This window comes from Serratia proteamaculans (genome assembly GCF_949794035.1).
Lineage (GTDB): Bacteria > Pseudomonadota > Gammaproteobacteria > Enterobacterales > Enterobacteriaceae > Serratia > Serratia proteamaculans.
This window is the reverse complement of the sequence record NZ_OX461105.1, coordinates 3,030,612-3,047,900: the sequence shown is the minus strand read 5'-3', so window position 1 is coordinate 3,047,900 and position 17,289 is coordinate 3,030,612. Positions and strand designations below refer to the sequence as shown.

General features: G+C 53.9%; 13 protein-coding genes. 6 read left to right on the top strand and 7 right to left on the bottom strand.

Annotated elements, in window-relative coordinates; genetic code table 11:
• Nucleotides 1-82 precede the first annotated feature (82 nt).
• The 4 genes from QOT07_RS14185 to dadX all read left to right on the top strand — a co-directional run bounded on the left by QOT07_RS14185 (nucleotide 83) and on the right by dadX (nucleotide 6,687).
• Nucleotides 83-2,143 (top strand): right-handed parallel beta-helix repeat-containing protein, encoded by a 2,061-nt coding sequence (locus tag QOT07_RS14185; RefSeq protein WP_283603378.1) that lies wholly within the window; start codon nucleotides 83-85, stop codon nucleotides 2,141-2,143.
• A 2-nt stretch (nucleotides 2,144-2,145) separates the two neighbouring features.
• Nucleotides 2,146-3,552: a phage head spike fiber domain-containing protein gene (locus tag QOT07_RS14180; RefSeq protein ID WP_283603377.1), complete on the top strand. Its 1,407-nt coding sequence runs from the start codon at nucleotides 2,146-2,148 to the stop codon at nucleotides 3,550-3,552.
• A 684-nt stretch (nucleotides 3,553-4,236) separates the two neighbouring features.
• Entirely contained in the window at nucleotides 4,237-5,541 is a 1,305-nt protein-coding gene (locus QOT07_RS14175) for a D-amino acid dehydrogenase (protein WP_283603376.1), read from the top strand.
• A 72-nt stretch (nucleotides 5,542-5,613) separates the two neighbouring features.
• Nucleotides 5,614-6,687 (top strand): catabolic alanine racemase DadX, encoded by a 1,074-nt coding sequence (gene dadX / locus QOT07_RS14170; protein WP_283603375.1) that lies wholly within the window; start codon nucleotides 5,614-5,616, stop codon nucleotides 6,685-6,687.
• A gap of 3 nt (nucleotides 6,688-6,690) precedes the next feature.
• On the opposite strand, the gene QOT07_RS14165 is transcribed toward dadX, so the two are convergent.
• The 7 genes from QOT07_RS14165 to QOT07_RS14135 all read right to left on the bottom strand — a co-directional run bounded on the left by QOT07_RS14165 (nucleotide 6,691) and on the right by QOT07_RS14135 (nucleotide 14,267).
• A complete protein-coding gene (locus QOT07_RS14165; protein ID WP_099064245.1) occupies nucleotides 6,691-7,884 on the bottom strand; it encodes a multidrug effflux MFS transporter in 1,194 nt (397 codons plus the stop codon).
• Between the two features lie 109 nt (nucleotides 7,885-7,993).
• Nucleotides 7,994-8,554 carry a 3'-5' exonuclease gene (locus QOT07_RS14160; RefSeq protein WP_099064244.1) on the bottom strand — a complete coding sequence of 187 codons (561 nt, stop codon included), beginning with the start codon at nucleotides 8,552-8,554 and terminating at the stop codon, nucleotides 7,994-7,996.
• Between the two features lie 62 nt (nucleotides 8,555-8,616).
• Nucleotides 8,617-10,335 carry an ABC transporter permease subunit gene (locus QOT07_RS14155; protein ID WP_283603374.1) on the bottom strand — a complete coding sequence of 573 codons (1,719 nt, stop codon included), beginning with the start codon at nucleotides 10,333-10,335 and terminating at the stop codon, nucleotides 8,617-8,619.
• On the bottom strand, nucleotides 10,335-11,843 hold the full coding sequence (locus QOT07_RS14150; RefSeq protein WP_283603373.1) for an ABC transporter substrate-binding protein: 1,509 nt from the start codon (nucleotides 11,841-11,843) through the stop codon (nucleotides 10,335-10,337). The genes QOT07_RS14155 and QOT07_RS14150 overlap by 1 nt, the downstream gene beginning before the upstream one ends.
• An 18-nt stretch (nucleotides 11,844-11,861) precedes the next feature.
• Nucleotides 11,862-12,644, bottom strand: coding sequence for an ABC transporter ATP-binding protein (locus QOT07_RS14145; protein WP_430523277.1), 783 nt, complete (start codon nucleotides 12,642-12,644; stop codon nucleotides 11,862-11,864).
• A 13-nt stretch (nucleotides 12,645-12,657) separates the two neighbouring features.
• Nucleotides 12,658-13,467 carry an ATP-binding cassette domain-containing protein gene (locus QOT07_RS14140; RefSeq protein ID WP_283603371.1) on the bottom strand — a complete coding sequence of 270 codons (810 nt, stop codon included), beginning with the start codon at nucleotides 13,465-13,467 and terminating at the stop codon, nucleotides 12,658-12,660.
• Between the two features lie 317 nt (nucleotides 13,468-13,784).
• Nucleotides 13,785-14,267, bottom strand: coding sequence for a hypothetical protein (locus QOT07_RS14135; protein ID WP_099064239.1), 483 nt, complete (start codon nucleotides 14,265-14,267; stop codon nucleotides 13,785-13,787).
• Between the two features lie 171 nt (nucleotides 14,268-14,438).
• On the opposite strand from QOT07_RS14135, the gene QOT07_RS14130 reads away from it, so the two are divergent.
• Nucleotides 14,439-14,732: a hypothetical protein gene (locus QOT07_RS14130; protein ID WP_283603370.1), complete on the top strand. Its 294-nt coding sequence runs from the start codon at nucleotides 14,439-14,441 to the stop codon at nucleotides 14,730-14,732.
• 430 nt (nucleotides 14,733-15,162) lie between these two features.
• On the top strand, nucleotides 15,163-17,280 hold the full coding sequence (locus QOT07_RS14125) for a TonB-dependent siderophore receptor (protein WP_283603369.1): 2,118 nt from the start codon (nucleotides 15,163-15,165) through the stop codon (nucleotides 17,278-17,280).
• The last annotated feature ends 9 nt before the right edge of the window (nucleotides 17,281-17,289 follow it).

Below are 17,289 nucleotides of genomic sequence, written 5' to 3'. Positions count from 1 at the left end.
TTTAAACCAATTAATGAACATCATTGGGTAAAACAAGAGTCATTATTATTATTGATATAAATTACTTACCGGAGAATTATATATGTCATCAGAAGGACTGCCAGTTGATGGCATCGTCGGAACCGACATTGTGCTAGGTACTCGCAGCACTCAGCAGGCAACAGACGAAGCAAGAGGCAGCTTGTCGGCTGATAGCGCTGCGCAATCGGCCGATGCTGCGTTTAAATATAGTCGCGAGGCTAAGGCCGCATCTGCAGATGCCAAAGAAGCGGCGAAAAACGTCCAGAACATCGCTGACGCTAACACATACTATGTAACCCCAGAAGACCCAGATGGCACGATTGCCGGTTTGGCTGGAACACCTAATGGTAAAAGCTTCCGTGTGGGGCAAGGCGTAGGGAATGGCTTCAAAACTTACGTCAATAAAGATGGCGTAGCACTTGAAGTTGCCGGATCACTTGGTGCTAATGATTTAGCTGTCTATGTCAGCCATGATACAAATGATAGTATTGAGTTATCTTCTGATGCTGTAGGTAACACTATTACTGTGAGTGATGAGTTTGGAGGAACTCATATTATTGGTGTACATGGTAGCGTTCAGGAAAAAATGGAGTCTCTTGATAAAAACAAAGGCCCCTATCTTAACCTTCTGTCGGATGCTGATAATGCCGCATATGGATCCATCGATGAGTATGGGCACCTCCATTTACCTGATATGCAAGCCTCTATTCAGGATATGCTCAACTCGCACAAGTTAAAGATTGATAGCATCATAAAAAGCCGACGGGTTCTTGACGTTCGGCATTGTGGATTTAATGCGAAAACGGGAGAGAATGCGCTCAATTCAATTCAGAGAGCCGTAAACTGGATGAGCTGGCAGGGGGGAGGGGTTGTATATCTTCCAGAAGGTAATTACCCTTTATCAAGCCATATTACGCCGAAATCAAATGTTTCAATAATTGGTGCGGGATTAGGAAGAACAATACTCCTACCTTACAAATCAAATGCTGCCATGCGCTATATCGGTAATGCCAATGCATATTTGGATGATGTTTTCTTCTCTGATTTCACGATTGACGGTGAGAATCAGGTTTTAAGCCCGATATCTGGTTATATCCCAGATATAAAGGGGATGTTTTTCCAGTATTACTCTAATGCAGTCCTCGATAAACTTGAAGTGACTAACATTGGCGCGTCTGGAATCGGGCTTGATTTTCCTGACAACTGCTCCATCACACGATGCCTTGTCAATAATTGCGGTCGATTAGGGACGGGAGATTGGAATTCTGATATCACGTCTCGCCCTCTAGGCGCGTCTGGTATCGGCCTGGGTACTGGCGCGAAAGAGTTTGAGCCTATTTTCGTATCAAAGAATAAATGTATCGCAAACAAAAATTTTGGCATTTTCTTTGAGCCACAATTATCGGGATCCGCTAAAGGCGGTGTGGCAACAGATAATTTCTGTTCAGGAAATTTTGCTGGTATCTCCGATTGTGGAATTGAGGGGCTAATTGTTTCCTCTAATAACATGGTCAGCAATAAGTATGGTTACCTGTTGTATCCTGGAACAAATAACGGTGGCAAACCGGGGCGCAGAGCATTGGTGACAAACAACATGATTTGCGATAACGCGTCACACGGTATCTATTCATACAGTCAGAAAACCGATCCACTGTTGGGGGAATATCAGTTTATTGGAAATAAAATAAGAGGTAATGGTGAGGACGGAATTAATCACCGCTACACATACTCTCAAGTAAAAGTGAGTAGTGTTCTGATAACCAGTAATGATATCTATGAAAATGGCCGTCATGGCATTCACTTTGAAGCGGGAAATATTATTATTAACACTGATGTTACCAACAACAGAATATGGGCCAATGGTAAAATTACGGCGGGGGATGCCATAAATATCAAGGTTCCGATGCAGGCGTGTACTATAACTGGTAATAAACTTCGTGATGTTTTGCAGTTTAATAGCGAGGGGCAACCAGCGCCAACCCAACAATACCCTGTTTATGCAACAAAAACGATGACTGACGTTGATATTTCCTTTAACCATTGTGTAGGCAATGCGCAGAACTCACTTAACTTGACTGGCACGCAAACAAGAGTGACCACTAATTTCAATGCGGGAATTTAATCATGGCAACGATACTAAAAAGTAACGGGACTTTTAAAGGTTCTCAGAGCGCATTGCCCAGTTCAAATGCGCCGTTACCACCTGGCGCGGCCCTGTTTGCTGATTTCTCCGGCTCACGGCACGTAATGCAATTTGCATCCGGCCAGGTGCTTCGCTCATCAACGCTGACTGATGTACTGTCATTCACTCGCCTGAGTACGGCCACGCGTGTGGGTGAGGGTGGTTTAATCGAATATCTGGCTGAGAATGAACCAGCGATTGACTATGACCCGATTACACATAAGTGCCTGGGTATTCGCACCGAGACGGGGGTTAATAATCGCCTGGCGTACAGTCAAGATTTCACACAAGCAGCAAGCTGGACTCAGTCTGGGATTTCACTGGTCGCAAATGATGTAGCAGCTCCCGATGGTAATACCACGGCGACAAAGCTGATCGAGGCTGCAAGCGGTTCGGCGTCACCACATACGCTGCTTGCTATTACTACGTCGGCGGCGGTTGTTTCCCAGCCCTATACGTTTAGTGTGTGGGCGAAAGCGAACACCGGAAGCGTGCTGCAGCTGGCTGCACAGGGGGCCGTTGCAACAACACAGTTTGTTAACTTCGACCTGAATAATGGGAAAGTAGGTAAAGGTTCGCCACAGGTTTTGCAAGCCACAATGGAGCCCTATGCTAACGGCTGGTATCGATGTGCAATAACAATCACACCGACATCAGCAGCATCCCCAGCCTTCACGCTGGCGCTAACAAACAGCGATAGCAGCGCCAATGCGTTGCCATCCTATGTGCCTGTAACAGTCGGATCAGTCTGGATTTGGGGAGCTCAAGCCGAGCGCCGGGATGGTGCATCATCATACATTCCGACAAATGGCGCTGAATCCCTGCGTTCCGATGAGATTTGCACTACACCGACCAATGCAAATTTCATTTCTGCGAACTCAGGAACGGTGTTGATGACATGCGTTCATCCGCATAGCATTCAGTCTATTAGTGGGCAATATAACTCATTAGCGTGCGCAGTCGTGTTGGATAACTCTGTGGCGGGAGCACATTTACGACTAGCATACCGTGAGACCACTAATAATAATGGACAGGCGCAGTGGGCAACGTCAGATGCCGCTGGCGTTTCACAATCGTTGGAAATTTATAGTCTGTCTCCGATCCGAGATAGTGAGCAGGCCGCAATTTTTTCATACGATAAATCAACAATGACGCTAAAACTGTTTGATGGGTACAACTGGTACTCACGCGTTGTTACGTCAATGCCTGATGCGCTTAATCGCCTTTGTGTTGGCAGATCATATATAGGTCCAAACAACTGGTTTAACGGTCATACCAAGAGGGTTGTCTACTGGCCTACAGCGCTGAGCACTGCAGAGATGGAGCGTGCTATTTCTTATCTTGCATAACTGAGTGCCGGGATGGATCCCGGTTATTTAACTTGAGTGTTTAATGCATGAAAAGCAGGTCACTATCTTCTACAAGTCATTGAATAATATGGCGCGTAATGTTGTGTTTTGTCTTGCTTTGTAGTATTTTTTTTGAACCGATATTGTTGTATATATTTGAATTTAAAGCAAATTTATGATTTTTATGATGCTATATCAATCGTAGCTCAATCTGCGCAGAGGTAATAATGATATAAAGCTTAAAAATTCAACGATCTGCCTCAAGGATCTTCCCATTGCGTTGCCAGGCCGAATTTACAGCGAGTTTTTTCTGCTGAAGCAGGTTCTTATGTCTGCGAAACGTTATCTTAGATAAATGCGATTTTTGTAGTTTTATATTCTGCATTGATGGCGCTGTTTCATTTTTATATTCTGTTAAATCCTTGTTGCGTACCGTGGCTTTTCTTGTCGATAGCAATGCTATCATTGACATCATATTAGCCGCTGTTTCGCTCTAAAACTGGCCTTTCACAACATCTTATCGCTATTTATAGGTAGCTATTGCAAAAGACCCGGCCATGAACGATAAATTAATTGTGAATGTTGTCACGTTTAATGACGAAGATGTTGGACGGATTTTTCCACTGAGTTAATTTCCTGTGAGCAGAAGATTATGCTTTGTGATGCCTTGAGCTGGAGTCAGCGATGCGAGTGGTAATTTTAGGTAGTGGGGTGGTAGGGGTTGCCAGTGCCTGGTATTTGGCGAAAGCGGGCCATGAGGTGACGGTGATCGATCGTCAACCCGGTCCGGCGATGGAAACCAGCGCGGCGAATGCCGGACAGATCTCTCCGGGTTATGCGGCTCCCTGGGCTGCGCCTGGCGTCCCGCTGAAGGCGGTTAAATGGATGTTCCAACGCCATGCGCCGCTGGCGGTTCGTCTGGATGGCAGCAGCTTCCAGTTGAGCTGGATGTGGCAGATGTTGAAAAACTGCAATACCGAACACTACATGACCAATAAAGGGCGGATGGTGCGGTTGGCGGAATACAGCCGCGACTGTATCAAGGCGTTGCGTCAGGAAACCGGTATTCAGTACGAAGGCCGACAGGGCGGTACGCTGCAACTGTTCCGTACCCAGCAACAGTTTGAAAGTGCGGCCAAAGATATCGCGGTATTGGAAGATGCCGGTGTGCCCTACAAACTGCTGGAAGCCAGTCAGTTGGCTAGCGTTGAACCTGCGCTGGCGCAGGTGGCGCATAAGCTGACTGGCGGGCTGCAACTGCCTAACGACGAAACTGGCGATTGCCAGCTCTTTACCCAGCAACTGGCCAAACTGGCACAGCAGGCGGGCGTTACTTTCCTGTATAACTGCAGCGTTGATCGCCTGCTGGTGGAAGGGGACAAGATCAGTGGCGTACAATGCGGCGGGGAAATCTTCAAAGCTGACAGCTACGTGGTGGCCTTTGGCTCTTATTCCACCGCGCTGTTGCGCGATCTGGTGTCGATCCCTGTCTATCCGTTGAAAGGCTACTCGTTAACCATTCCAATCACCGATGAGTCTGCGGCACCGTTTTCAACCGTGCTGGATGAAACTTATAAAATTGCCATTACCCGGTTCGATCAACGTATTCGCGTCGGCGGCATGGCGGAAATTGTTGGTTTTAATACTCAGCTGGAGCAAAAGCGGCGAGAGACACTGGAGATGGTAGTACGCGATCTTTACCCTAACGGTGGACGGGTGGAAGATGCGACCTTCTGGACCGGTTTACGCCCGATGACGCCGGACGGTACGCCGATTGTCGGCAAGACCTCGCTGAAAAATCTGTTCCTGAATACCGGACACGGCACTTTGGGCTGGACCATGGCTTGTGGCTCTGGACAACTGCTATCCGATTTGATTTCCGGTGTCACCCCGGCCATTCCTTCAGACGACCTGGGGGTGGCGCGCTACAGCGCCGGATTTCGTAGCCTCTACACCGGCCCCTTGAACGATGTGCATCCCGCGCGTTAAACATCCTGATTTATCATGTTATTGTCACGGGCGTTGGCCCGTGACTGTATTCGCCGGCCCGTAGGAGTGCCCATGCCTCGCCCGATTTCCGCCACGTTGCACCTTGGCGCCTTTGAAAATAACCTGCAGGTGGTTCGTCGTTTTGCCCCTAACGCCAAAGTCTGGTCGGTGGTCAAGGCCAACGCGTATGGCCACGGTATTAAACACGTCTGGCGCAGTCTGGCGCAGACTGACGGTTTTGCCTTGCTGGATCTCGCCGAAGCCATTTTGCTGCGCGAGTCCGGCTGGCAAGGGCCGATTTTGCTGTTGGAAGGATTTTTCAAACCGCAGGATATTGCCCTGCTGGATCACTATAGTTTAACTACGTCGGTACACAGTGACTGGCAACTGGCGGCGATCGCCGAAGCTAAACTCTCTGCACCGCTGAATGTTTACCTGAAAGTGAACAGCGGGATGAACCGTCTGGGGTTTTCGCCGGAACGTTTGCACGCTGTGTGGTTAAAAGCTCAGACGATCGGCAATATCGCCAGCCTGACGCTGATGAGTCATTTCGCCACCGCTGACGGCCCACAGGGCGTTGAGGCGCAAATGGCCACCATTGAACAGGCTGCAGCGGGCATCACTTTGCCACGCTGTCTGGCCAACTCGGCCGCCACGCTGTGGCACCCAGAAACTCATGGTAGTTGGGTACGGCCGGGTATCGTGCTTTACGGGGCTTCACCGAGCGGCCAATCGCGCGATATTGCCGGTAGCGGTCTGCAGCCGACCATGACGCTGAGTAGCGAAATTATTGGTATTCAAACACTGAAGCCCGGCGACCAGGTTGGTTATGGCTGGCGTTACCGCGCCGAGGGTGCGCAGCGTATCGGTGTGGTGGCCTGTGGTTATGCCGACGGTTATCCTCGCCATGCCCAGACCGGTACGCCAGTCTGGGTGGAGGGGGTGCTGACGAGAACGCTAGGCACGGTTTCGATGGATATGCTGGTGGTTGATCTGACACCTTGCCCAGACGTGGGTATTGGGGCGGAAGTGGAGCTGTGGGGGCGACGCCTGCCGGTTGACGATGTTGCCGCCGCGGCAGGCACGCTGGGTTATGAATTACTGACGGCCCTGGCCGCCAGAGTGCCGGTCATCACCGAGGCATAAGCCTCAGGCAATTTTCTTCAACTGACCTTTTATTTGCTTGCTGCGCTGCCGTGCGTGCAGTGCCAGCAGGCAACCCACCAGCATCACCAGCGCCAACGACAGCTTGGGTTGCAACGGCAGTGCCATCGCCAATAAGCCCAGGCCTGCACCGCCGGCCATCTGCACAAAACCGACCAACGCAGAGGCCACCCCGGCCTCATTGGAATACGGCTCCAGCGCGTAGCTGGTCGCCGGGCCCATCACAAAGGCCAGCCCGGCGCAGGCGCAGGCCACCGGCAACATATAAGCCAGCCAATGGGTTTGTGCCGCGCCGGACAGCAAGGACACGCCCAGCAGCAATCCGATACAACCGACACCCATCAAAATTCCGCCGGTCGCCAGGCAGACCGGACGTCCGACCTTGTGAATAATACGGTTGGCGAAAAAGCTCACCAGCATGATCCAAAAGCCGTTGGCACCAAACACCAGTGAGAATTGCAACGGCGTCAGCCCGGCGGTGCCCATTAACACATTGGGCGCCAGTGAGACGTAGGTTAACGCCATGCCCATGGCGCCGGAGTTGACCACGGCAAAGGACAGGAAGCGGCGATCGCGGGCGATGCGGGCATATTGTCGCACCGGCAATCCTTTGACGCGCACCGTATCTGCCGGGCGGGTTTCCGGCAGGCGCAGGGCGATCAGTACCAGTACGGCCAGGGCATAACACACCAGGAACCAGAACGGCGCACGCCAGCCAAAGGCTTCTGCCAGCAGTCCGCCAAGCAGCGGTGCCAGTGCAGGAATAATATTCAAGGTGCCGTTGAGAAAACCAAAGGCACGGGCCGCATCGTCGCCGTTCATCCGATCGCGCACGCCGCTGAATGCCACTACGGCAGTGCAACAGACCGCCACGCCCTGCAGCAGGCGAGAGGCCACAAACATGGTTGGCGTGGTGGCCAGCGCCGCCATGGCTGCACCAATCATGTAGATCACAATACCGGCCAGAGCCACCGGCTTACGGCCGTAGTTATCCACCAGCGGGCCGGCGATAACCTGCCCAAGGCCCAGCACCAGGATGAACAGGGAAATGGTGGACTGGATCAGCGCTTCACTGCTGTTAAGGCCAAGAGCGATAGCGGGGATGGTCGGCAGATAGAGATCGATACCCAGCGGGCCGAGCAGCACCAGGCTAAGAAGCAGAAACAGAAATTTTTGCATAACAAAAACAGCACATCCAAGTGACAAAGAGGGCTAGAGTAGAGATTCTGGCGCTAAATGGAAAGAGGCAAAGCATAAGCCTGCCAGGGGGATGCCAGTCTTGTTCGATTCAGGGTGCAGAGGCTTTGCGATAGTAAAGTGCCGATACCGTGTCCGCCACATAGCGTGCCTGATGTTTGGCGTCATCCAATGCCCGATGAGGCGTTCCTTCGAATGCCCGTTCCTTCTTCGGGTTAAAGCCCAGCATTTCGGCCAGGGTGATCACCGTGCGCACATCCTGCGTATCCCAAAATTTCCACGGACACGGCATGTCAAGCTGCTGGAAGGCATGCTCGAGGATTGTACAATCGAACTCCTTGCCGTTACCCCAGACTTTGACCTTGTCGGTACTGTTCATATGAATAAACCGACTCAGGTTGGTCAGCGTGCGTTTAAGACTCTCTGTGCCACCGAAAGCCAGTTTGCGCGCTTCGTCTGATTGTTTCGCCCACCAGGCAACGGTGTCCAGGCTGATGGTTCTGCCGGGCTGATCTTTTTGGCTGCTGACGGCATTTTCAAACTCCGCCCCGAGCTGGCCGGTTTTGGGATCGAAAAACACGGCAGCGACCACCAGGATCACCGCGCTGGGTTTTATATCCAGCGTTTCAATATCTAACATCAGGTGGTGCATGGGGTCTCCCGGCAGGTTGAAGTATCGCCTAATGTTACTACAAACCGGGCGAGGATGCGCCGTCAGCCCCGACGGTTACCGGCAGTATTTGCCAGCGTTACTGCGAGCACTGCCAGTAATATCAGTGCGATCGCCGGTGCCAGGACTCCCCAGGGCGCCCGTTCGAGATAAGGCATGCCTTCCGCCAGCACCAGCCCCCATTCTGCACTGGGTGGCTGCGGCCCAAGACCAAGAAAACCCAGTGCCGCCAACGCCAATGCAATGCCCGGCAGACGCAGCATGGCGTGGCGCAGCAGGGGAGCCGAGAGCGCCGGCAGCAGGTAGTGGGTCAGCGTGCGCCATCGGCCGATGCCCAATACCGGCAACATGCGGATATAGGGCTGCGTGCGGGCTTCCGCCAACAACGAAGCACAATGGGCGGCTAGCGGAGCCCAACTGACCAATATTACCGCGCAGGCGGCACCGTAGGCTGAAGGGCCGCTAATGGCGACCACTAACAGGCCTGCGACGATTGGCGGTGTAGCGTTGGCCAGTTCAATCACCCCGCACATCAGACGTGGCATCAGCCCGAACACGATCCCGAGGAACAGCGACGCGAAGCTGACCGCCAGCGCCAGCAGGCTGGTATTCAGCGCACCGTAAGCGACGCGTGCCAGAATATCGCGGCCGGTGGCGTCCGCGCCGAAGGGCAGATCCAGGCTGGGCGGTTGCAGGCGGATATGCAGTGACGAGAGCGGATCGCGGATGATACCGCTCAGCACCAGCAGACATAACAACAGTGCGGCGCTGGCGGCGAAAAGGTAACTGATTTTAGTGCTGTGCTGCGGCGGTGCCGAATTGGGCAAGCTTGCCGCTATCCGGCCCAGCAACAGATAATGCGCACCCTGTGCCAGAAATCCGGCGCTGAAGGCAATCAATAACAGGATCAGAATGCCGCACTGCAGTGCCGGCAGGTCCTGCGCAATGGCGGCACCCAATGTTGCTCTGCCCAGGCCGGGAATGGCGAACACTTTCTCGACGGCGATGGCTCCGCCGGTAAGCCCCACCAGTACCAACCCGATTTGCGGCAACAGGGCGGGGAGTGTGCGACGTAACACCGCCAGCAGACGCTGCCGCCGGGAGATGCCGGCCAGGCTCCAGGTGATCAGCCAGCGTTCGCTGAAGGTGGCGGCCAGGCCGTCACTGAATAACAGACCCAGCAGGCCCCCGGCCGGCAAGCCTAACGCCAGGGCTGGCAGCACGACATGTCTCAGGCTTTGCCAGCCGTAGGGAGGGAACCATTTTAGCCAGACGGCACCGACAATCAGCAACAGCGCCGCCAGCAAAAACTCGGGCAGGGCAGTCAGTGCCACCGCCACAACCCCGGCAGGACGGCGAGGGTCACCCTGTATGCCGCGCCACAGGGTGGGCAGCGCCAGCATCAATGCCACCAGCAACGCTATTGCCAACGCGTAGCCCATCAATGTCAGAGAGACCCCGGTCGCCTGTAACATCCCCTCCAGCACCGGACGGCCGGAGATCCAGGAGTTCCCGGCATCGCCGTGCAACAGCCGATTAAACCAGCGGCCAAGCAATATCAATGGCCCGTCGTCCAGACCAAAGCGCTGCCGAATGGCGTTCAGGGCTTCTGGCGTGGCCTCCTGTTCAGCCGAACGGGCCCGCAGCAGGCTGAGCGCCGGATCGCGACCGGACAGCCAGGGCATCAGACCGACCAGCGCGATCATTGCCAGCAGCGCAAACAGGCGTGAGGCCAATGGTAATAGCCGCTGTGCCAGTGTCATCAGGGCTGTCCGCTGGCGATCCGGCTGCGTGGTGTCACCAGCAGGCGTTCACGCGGGTCGCGTTCGGCGTTCTTCATGGCTGCGGCCTCCCCCTGGATCACTCGCTCATGCAATAAGGGGATCGCTGCATGGGTCGCCAGAATACGATTTTCTGCTGCGATGATCGCCTGACGCCGGGAGGCACCGGCCGGGATCGCGGCGGCGTAGGTCAGGGCTTCGTCCACCTGCGGGTCGCACAGTTGGGCGATATTGAACGAACCCTGGCAGGCGAAATCGCTGTACATGTAGGCCAGCGGATCGCCGGAGTCCAGCACCGTGGCGCGTGACAGAATAAACGCGTCGAATTTGCCCGCCAGCGCATCGGCTTCAATATGTGCATATTCCCGCACTTCCTGTTTCACCACAAAACCGGCGGCGCTGAGCTGTTGCGCCAGATAAACCGCGACCTCCGGTAACTCGGCGCGATCGCTGAAGGTGGCCAGGGTGATGGTTTTTCCTGTTACCGCAGTGGCTGGCAACAAGGGTTGTGGCTGTTGCAAGGGGGCGGCCCAGGGCAGCGCCGGACCCAGTAGCCCGCTGGCGACATCGGCACGGCCCTCGTAGACGTTATCCACCAGGGGTTGGCGCTGAATGGCCGCCGCTGCCGCAGCACGCGCCGCCGGATCGCGGAAGACCCCGACCCGGGTGTTCAGATACAGCGTGTTGGTGCGTGGCATCGGCACTTCATGGATCAGTTCTGCTGCAATCAAGGGCAGCTGTGATACGGGCAGCGCTTCAACCAAATCGGCACTGCCGGTGCGTAGCGCGGCAGCGCGGGCGGCGCTGTCCGGCACAAAGCTGACGTCGATGCCTGGCGCTGCGGCTTTTTCGCCCCAGTAGCCGTCAAAACGGTTTAGCCGTACGCTGCTGGTTCCGTTGATTTCTGTCAGCACAAAGGCACCGGTCCCGGCCTGCAAGGGATTAACCACGCCGTTGGCAGCGTAAGCCCGCTCGGCGAGGATGGCCAATTGTGGGCTGGACAGCCGTTGCGGCAGCAAAGGATCGGGCACCGCAGTAGAGATAAGCAGGGTGTGATCACCTTCTGTGCTGACGGATAATTCAACGCCGTCAAGGATGCGAGGTTTTGGTGCGGCGTTCATTGCCGCCGAAAGTGAACGTACGACACTCTGCGCCGTCATAACGCTACCGTCATGGAAGCTGACTCCCGGGCGCAACACAAAGCGCCAGCGGTGTTGATCGATTTGCTGCCATTCGGTGGCCAATGCCGGTTCAGCATCGCCGTTGGCGTTCAGCACGACTAACGTTTCAGCATTGCTCCAGCGAGAAAGTTTAAACGCGTCATCGCTCAGCGGCGTGAGCCCGGAACGAGGCGGCTGTAGCATGGCCAGTCGGATGCGCCGTTCTTCATTGGTGCTTTCTTTCGGTTGTGCAGGGTCAAAGCAGCCACCAAGCAGCAAACTGCCGGCAAGCAGGCAGCCGGTGGGGCCAATAAAGCGTGGGTTCAACATGAAGTATTCCTCAGAATATCAGGGCTGGAAAAGGGTGGGCAGCGATGGGATTGCGGCGATCAGATCGCGGGTAGCGGCATGCCGTGGACTGTTCAGCAGCTCAGCGGTTGGGCGATCTTCCACGATGGCACCGCACTCCATCACCAATGTGCGTTGGCATAAAGCGGCGACCAGCGAAATATCATGGGAGACAAGCAGCATGCCCATATTTTGCTGACGAGCAATCCGATCGAGCAGGCTGATGATCTGCTGACGCAGCGGCAGGTCCAAACCGCTGACTGGTTCATCGGCGATTAAAAAACGGGGTTGCAGCGCAATAGCCCGCGCAAGCGCCACCCGTTGTGCCTGCCCGCCGGAAAGCTGCCCTGGGCGCAGGTAAAGCAGACGCTCCTCCAGCTCAACCTGCCGCAATGCCCGTTCGGCGGTGATACCCAAATCCTGAGAAGGAGCAAGTTGCCGCAGAGGGGCGATAATCAGTTCGGCCACCGTGTGACGAGGGTTGAGTGAAGCATGGGCATCTTGCGGCACGTACTGCACCCATCGCCGGTACCAACGCAAGCGGTGCGCTGGGGCTGGGCGGACTGCGGCACCCTGGCAATGAATATGACCGGCGTCCGCTGCCTCGAGAGCCAGCAACAGTTTAAGCAGGGTGGATTTACCGGCACCCGAGCAGCCCACCAACCCGACGCGATCCTCCGCGTACAGATTCAGGTCGGTGGGTTTCAGCCCGCCGGACTGCGCTGAATACTGCCGACAGACTTGTTGCAGACTGATAAAGGGCAGCGTCCTGCTGACTGACATGCCATTCATCCCGTTAACCTGCCAGACTTAACGGTGATGCCTGGTCGAAGGTTGGGCACTGTGCCGTGGCAACCAACTGCTGGGTATAGGGATGAACAGGGTGATGCAGTAACTGTTCGAACGTCCCCTGCTCGGCAATTTCGCCCGCCACCAGGACAATGGCTCGCTGACACAGGTTGGCGGCGACGGTGAGATCGTGGGTAATAAACAGCAATGCCGGGGCGTGGGGGCGTTCGGTGTAACGCTTCAGGATAGCGATCAGTTGATGTTGACTGACCATATCCAGTGCGGTGGTGGGTTCATCTGCGATCAGCAGGCTTTTCTCACCCACCAATGCCAGTGCCGCGCAGACCCGCTGACACTGGCCTCCTGACAGTTGGCCGGGATAGCGGGCCATGATGATCTCTGGCGGCAAGCCTAATGCGGCCAGCAGCTCGGCGGCACAGCATTGCGCCTGTTGTGTTTTCATCTTGCTCTGGCCGCGTAACGCCAGGATTAACTGCTGGCCCACGCGGGTCAGGGGATTGAGACTGCTGAAGGGATCCTGGAAAATAGCCGCCAACGCAGGTCGTTTGCGCAGTTGCAAACGTTGACCGCTGATTTCTTGACCCTGAACTCGGATTGAGCCACTGACTTGTGCGTTGTTGGGCAGTGTTCCCAAAATGGCCGCGGCAGTTAGGGATTTGCCCGAGCCCGATGCGCCAAGCAGACACACTCGTTCGCCTGGATACAGAGTGAAATTCAGGTTGTGGATTTTGACCTCACCGTCAAGCGACAGCGTCAGGTGTTCTACGGCGAGTAACGGTGGGGTTTGGCTTTCCATTGATGCATCTATGTAAAATGTTTTGATATGTAATAACATAACATTCACGTAACTGAGATGACCAGCGGATTTATGAAATACTTAGAAATAGTTTAAAACGGGGTAAGCAAGGTATGATGCTCAGGGTTCTGTTGTCAGGTTGGTCTAATCGGTGAGAACGCTTATCTTCATTTTGTGCATGGCTGGGTATCTGGTGGTACTAGGCTACCTTGGTATTTTTGTCACTGATAAGATCTGTGAGAAATCCAATAACTACACCAAGGTGTGCCGTCTGGTCGATATCTCGGAGCCGCATATCCCAAAGTAAATGCCGGCCGTCAGCCCAGATAATCGGTGGTGATCAAAGGTGTCAGTAAGCCGGACAACGCGGCCAGGGTTGTCCACTGTCGCCATCCTAAGCGCGCCAACCAATCCTGGCGCAGCGGTGGGGTAGCCAGTTGGCCTACGGCCACCGTACCGGTAAGCAACAGTGTCAGAAAAATAAATACCAGCCCACGACTCCACGCATTGAACTCGATATGCAGTACATTGGCGTAATACAACCTCATCAAAATGTAATAGGCCAGCATCAGCCAGGCGAAATGCGTGCGTTTTTTCAGCACATGATAAAGGATAAACGCGATGAAAACGCTGTGGCACACGGAGATCAGTGGCGCTTCAATCGGGCGTCTGACACAACCGTTATACACCGCCAAATAGATATTAAAGATCAACTGTGCATAGATGGTATATATATACCAGCCATAGGTGATTTTGAGTTTTTTGGGCGTGGGCGGGGTTGGGCAATAGTCCGGTATCATTGGAGCCTCCTGAGCTGACTAGCGTTATAACATCCAAAATCTAAATGAAATTTAAACGCCAAACAGGCTTTATTTTACCCTAAACCTGGAACTAATCAGCACTTGTCAGGTCTGTTTAAACCGCAATGTTAAGGGTGTTTTTAAATTGATTTGTGATGGTAATTCACTGATATGAAAGATTATAAAAACGATCGCGCCGCAGTGTATCTGCTGATACTCACCCTGGGACTCTATTTTTTCCTACCGCCGGTGCTGGTGGCTATCGTTTTCAACTGGTTAAATCTAAACCCTTTTAGCATTATTCGCTTTTGGCATTTTAATCCGTTCGGCGCTGCCCGTGGTATTCCTCTCTATCAAACTTTTATATACACATTAAGTTTGTGGGTTATAGCGAATATTCTGCTGGCGCTCATTCTGCTGGGAGCGGGGCGTCTCTACACCTGGTTCGTCAGAAAGTCTCGGTGAACACCACCGGCTACTGCCGAAAGGGGTAGATGGAAAGCGCCTTATGAAGGATAATGATAGTCGTTATCATTTTTAAGCACCAGTAAAGGTTAAAGGGTTGTCTCCTTATGCGCTGCCTGTACTGGCAATAAATTGCTCACATTGCTTCCAGTTTGTATGCCAGCCTAGCGCTGGCATTTTTTTGTTATTGATTTTCAGATCAATACTTCACATTCAGCCCGGTCCTTTCCCTGCGGCAAGTTACTTTGCCCGCTCATAAAAAGTTTGCTCATACTTGAAATTCCTTATCGATAAAGATAATAATTATCATTAATATTTCCTTTTCTTTACATGCGCAATACCGATAGTTCCTTCGCCCCTTCGTCAGCCAGCGTTGCTGACGGGGCCCCTGTCGGGTGCGGTTTAATGATACTTACCAGGGATTACCGGCATGCTAATGTTTTTTTCTGTCAAACGGTCGCGTGTTTTATGCGCGTTCGCGATGTTTCTGCCACTGACCTCGTTAGCTGAAGATACCCTGGTGGTCACCGCCAAACCCGCCGATACGGCTGAGGCTGCGACCCAGGGTTATCAGGCCACGACCAGTCAGGGAGCCACTAAAACCGACCAGCCGCTGATCCTGACGGCGCAGTCCGTTTCGGTGGTTACACGCCAACAGATGACCGATCAGAACACCCAGACGGTGAATGATGCACTGAAATATACCCCGGGTGTTTTCACCAATTTCTCCGGCGGTGCGACGCGCTATGACACCATTGCATTGCGCGGTTTCCACGGCGGAGATGTTAATAACACCTTCCTAGATGGCTTGCGTCTGTTAAGCGATGGCGGCACCTATAATGCCTTGCAGGTTGATCCCTGGTTCCTGGAGCGTATCGACGTCATCAAGGGGCCGTCTTCGGTGATGTATGGGCAAAGCATTCCGGGTGGGCTGGTGGCCTTGACCTCCAGGCGGCCGCAGTTTGCCACGCAAGGGCAGGTTAACCTCTCGGCGGGCAATAACGACACCAAAGGCGCGGCTTTTGATGTGACCGGCCCACTGTCGGACCAGTGGGCTTATCGTTTGACCGGGATGACGCGCAGCAGCGACACCATGTATGACCATCAGCGCGAAGAGCGCTATGCCATTTCGCCGTCATTGCTGTGGCAGCCGGATGAAAATACCTCACTGTTGCTGAAAGCTTATTTGCAAAAGGATCCGTCCGGCGGTTATCACAGTGCAGTTCCGGCAGATGGCAGCCTCTATTCCAGCTCAGGCGACAAGCTGGGGCGCGGGTTCTTTGACGGCGAGAGTAGCCGTAACGTGTTCAAACGCTGGGAGCAGATCTACAGCTACGCCTTCTCGCACAGCTTCAATGACGTTTGGTCATTCCGACAAAATGCCAGCTATACCCATTCCAACGTTGAATTGCAGCAGGTGTATCAGATTGGCTGGGATCAGGACCATCAGTTGCTGAACCGCTATTACAGCGGCTCGGCGACCTCACTGGATGCTTTCGCCGTCGACAACCAACTGGAAGCTGACTTTGCCACCGGGCCGCTGGAGCACCAGGTGATGCTGGGTCTGGATTACCAGCGCTTTCGTAATAACCTGTGGGACGAGTCTGCCGGAGCTTCTGAGCTGAATCCTTATACCGGCGTGTCCGGTGGTGCGGGGTTGACCAATCTGACGCATACCGACTCCAGACGTCACTATCAGCAGACCGGCGTGTATCTGCAGGACGAAATCAGCCTGCAGAACTGGTATCTGAATCTGTCTGGCCGCTTTGACCGTATAGAGTCAAAAAATACGGTGCTTAATACCGGCACCAGCGATGAACGCCGCGACGATAACTTTAGCGGCCGCGCCTCGTTGCTGTACCGCTTTGACAGCGGTTTCTCACCTTACGCCAGTTACAGCACGGCAGTGACGCCAGAGGCGCTGTCCGATCAGAACGGTCATATGCTCAAGCCGAGTACCAGTGAGCAATACGAAGTGGGCTTGAAATACCAGCCACCGGGCAGTTCATCAATCTACAGCGTGGCGCTGTATGACCTGACACAGAATGATGTAGCCAACCGTGTGGTGCAGCAAAGTTATTATCTGCCCGCCGGCAAGGTACATTCTCAGGGAATTGAACTTGAGGCTCGCAGCAAGATCACCGAACGTTTCGATCTGATTGCAGGCTATACCTACAACAAGGTGAAGTTCAAAGATGCGATTGACGGCAACAACGGTAATACGCCGTATCTGGCCCCGGACCAAATGGCCACACTGTGGGGTAAATATGCCGCTGCCTACGGCGTAGATGTTGGCGCTGGGGTACGTTATATCGGCAAGCAATGGGCGGATAATGAAAATACGTTACGCATTCCTTCCGTGACGCTGCTGGATGCTTCGGTACGGATGACTCTGGACAGCGTTAATCCGTCGTTGAAAGGTGCTTATGTGCAGTTAAACGTGAACAACCTGACCGACCGGAAATATGTCGCGGCCTGTTATGGTACCGGTTATTGCTATTGGGGGGCGGAACGCTCCGTGGTGGCGACGGTGGGGTACGATTTCTAAGGAAGGCTG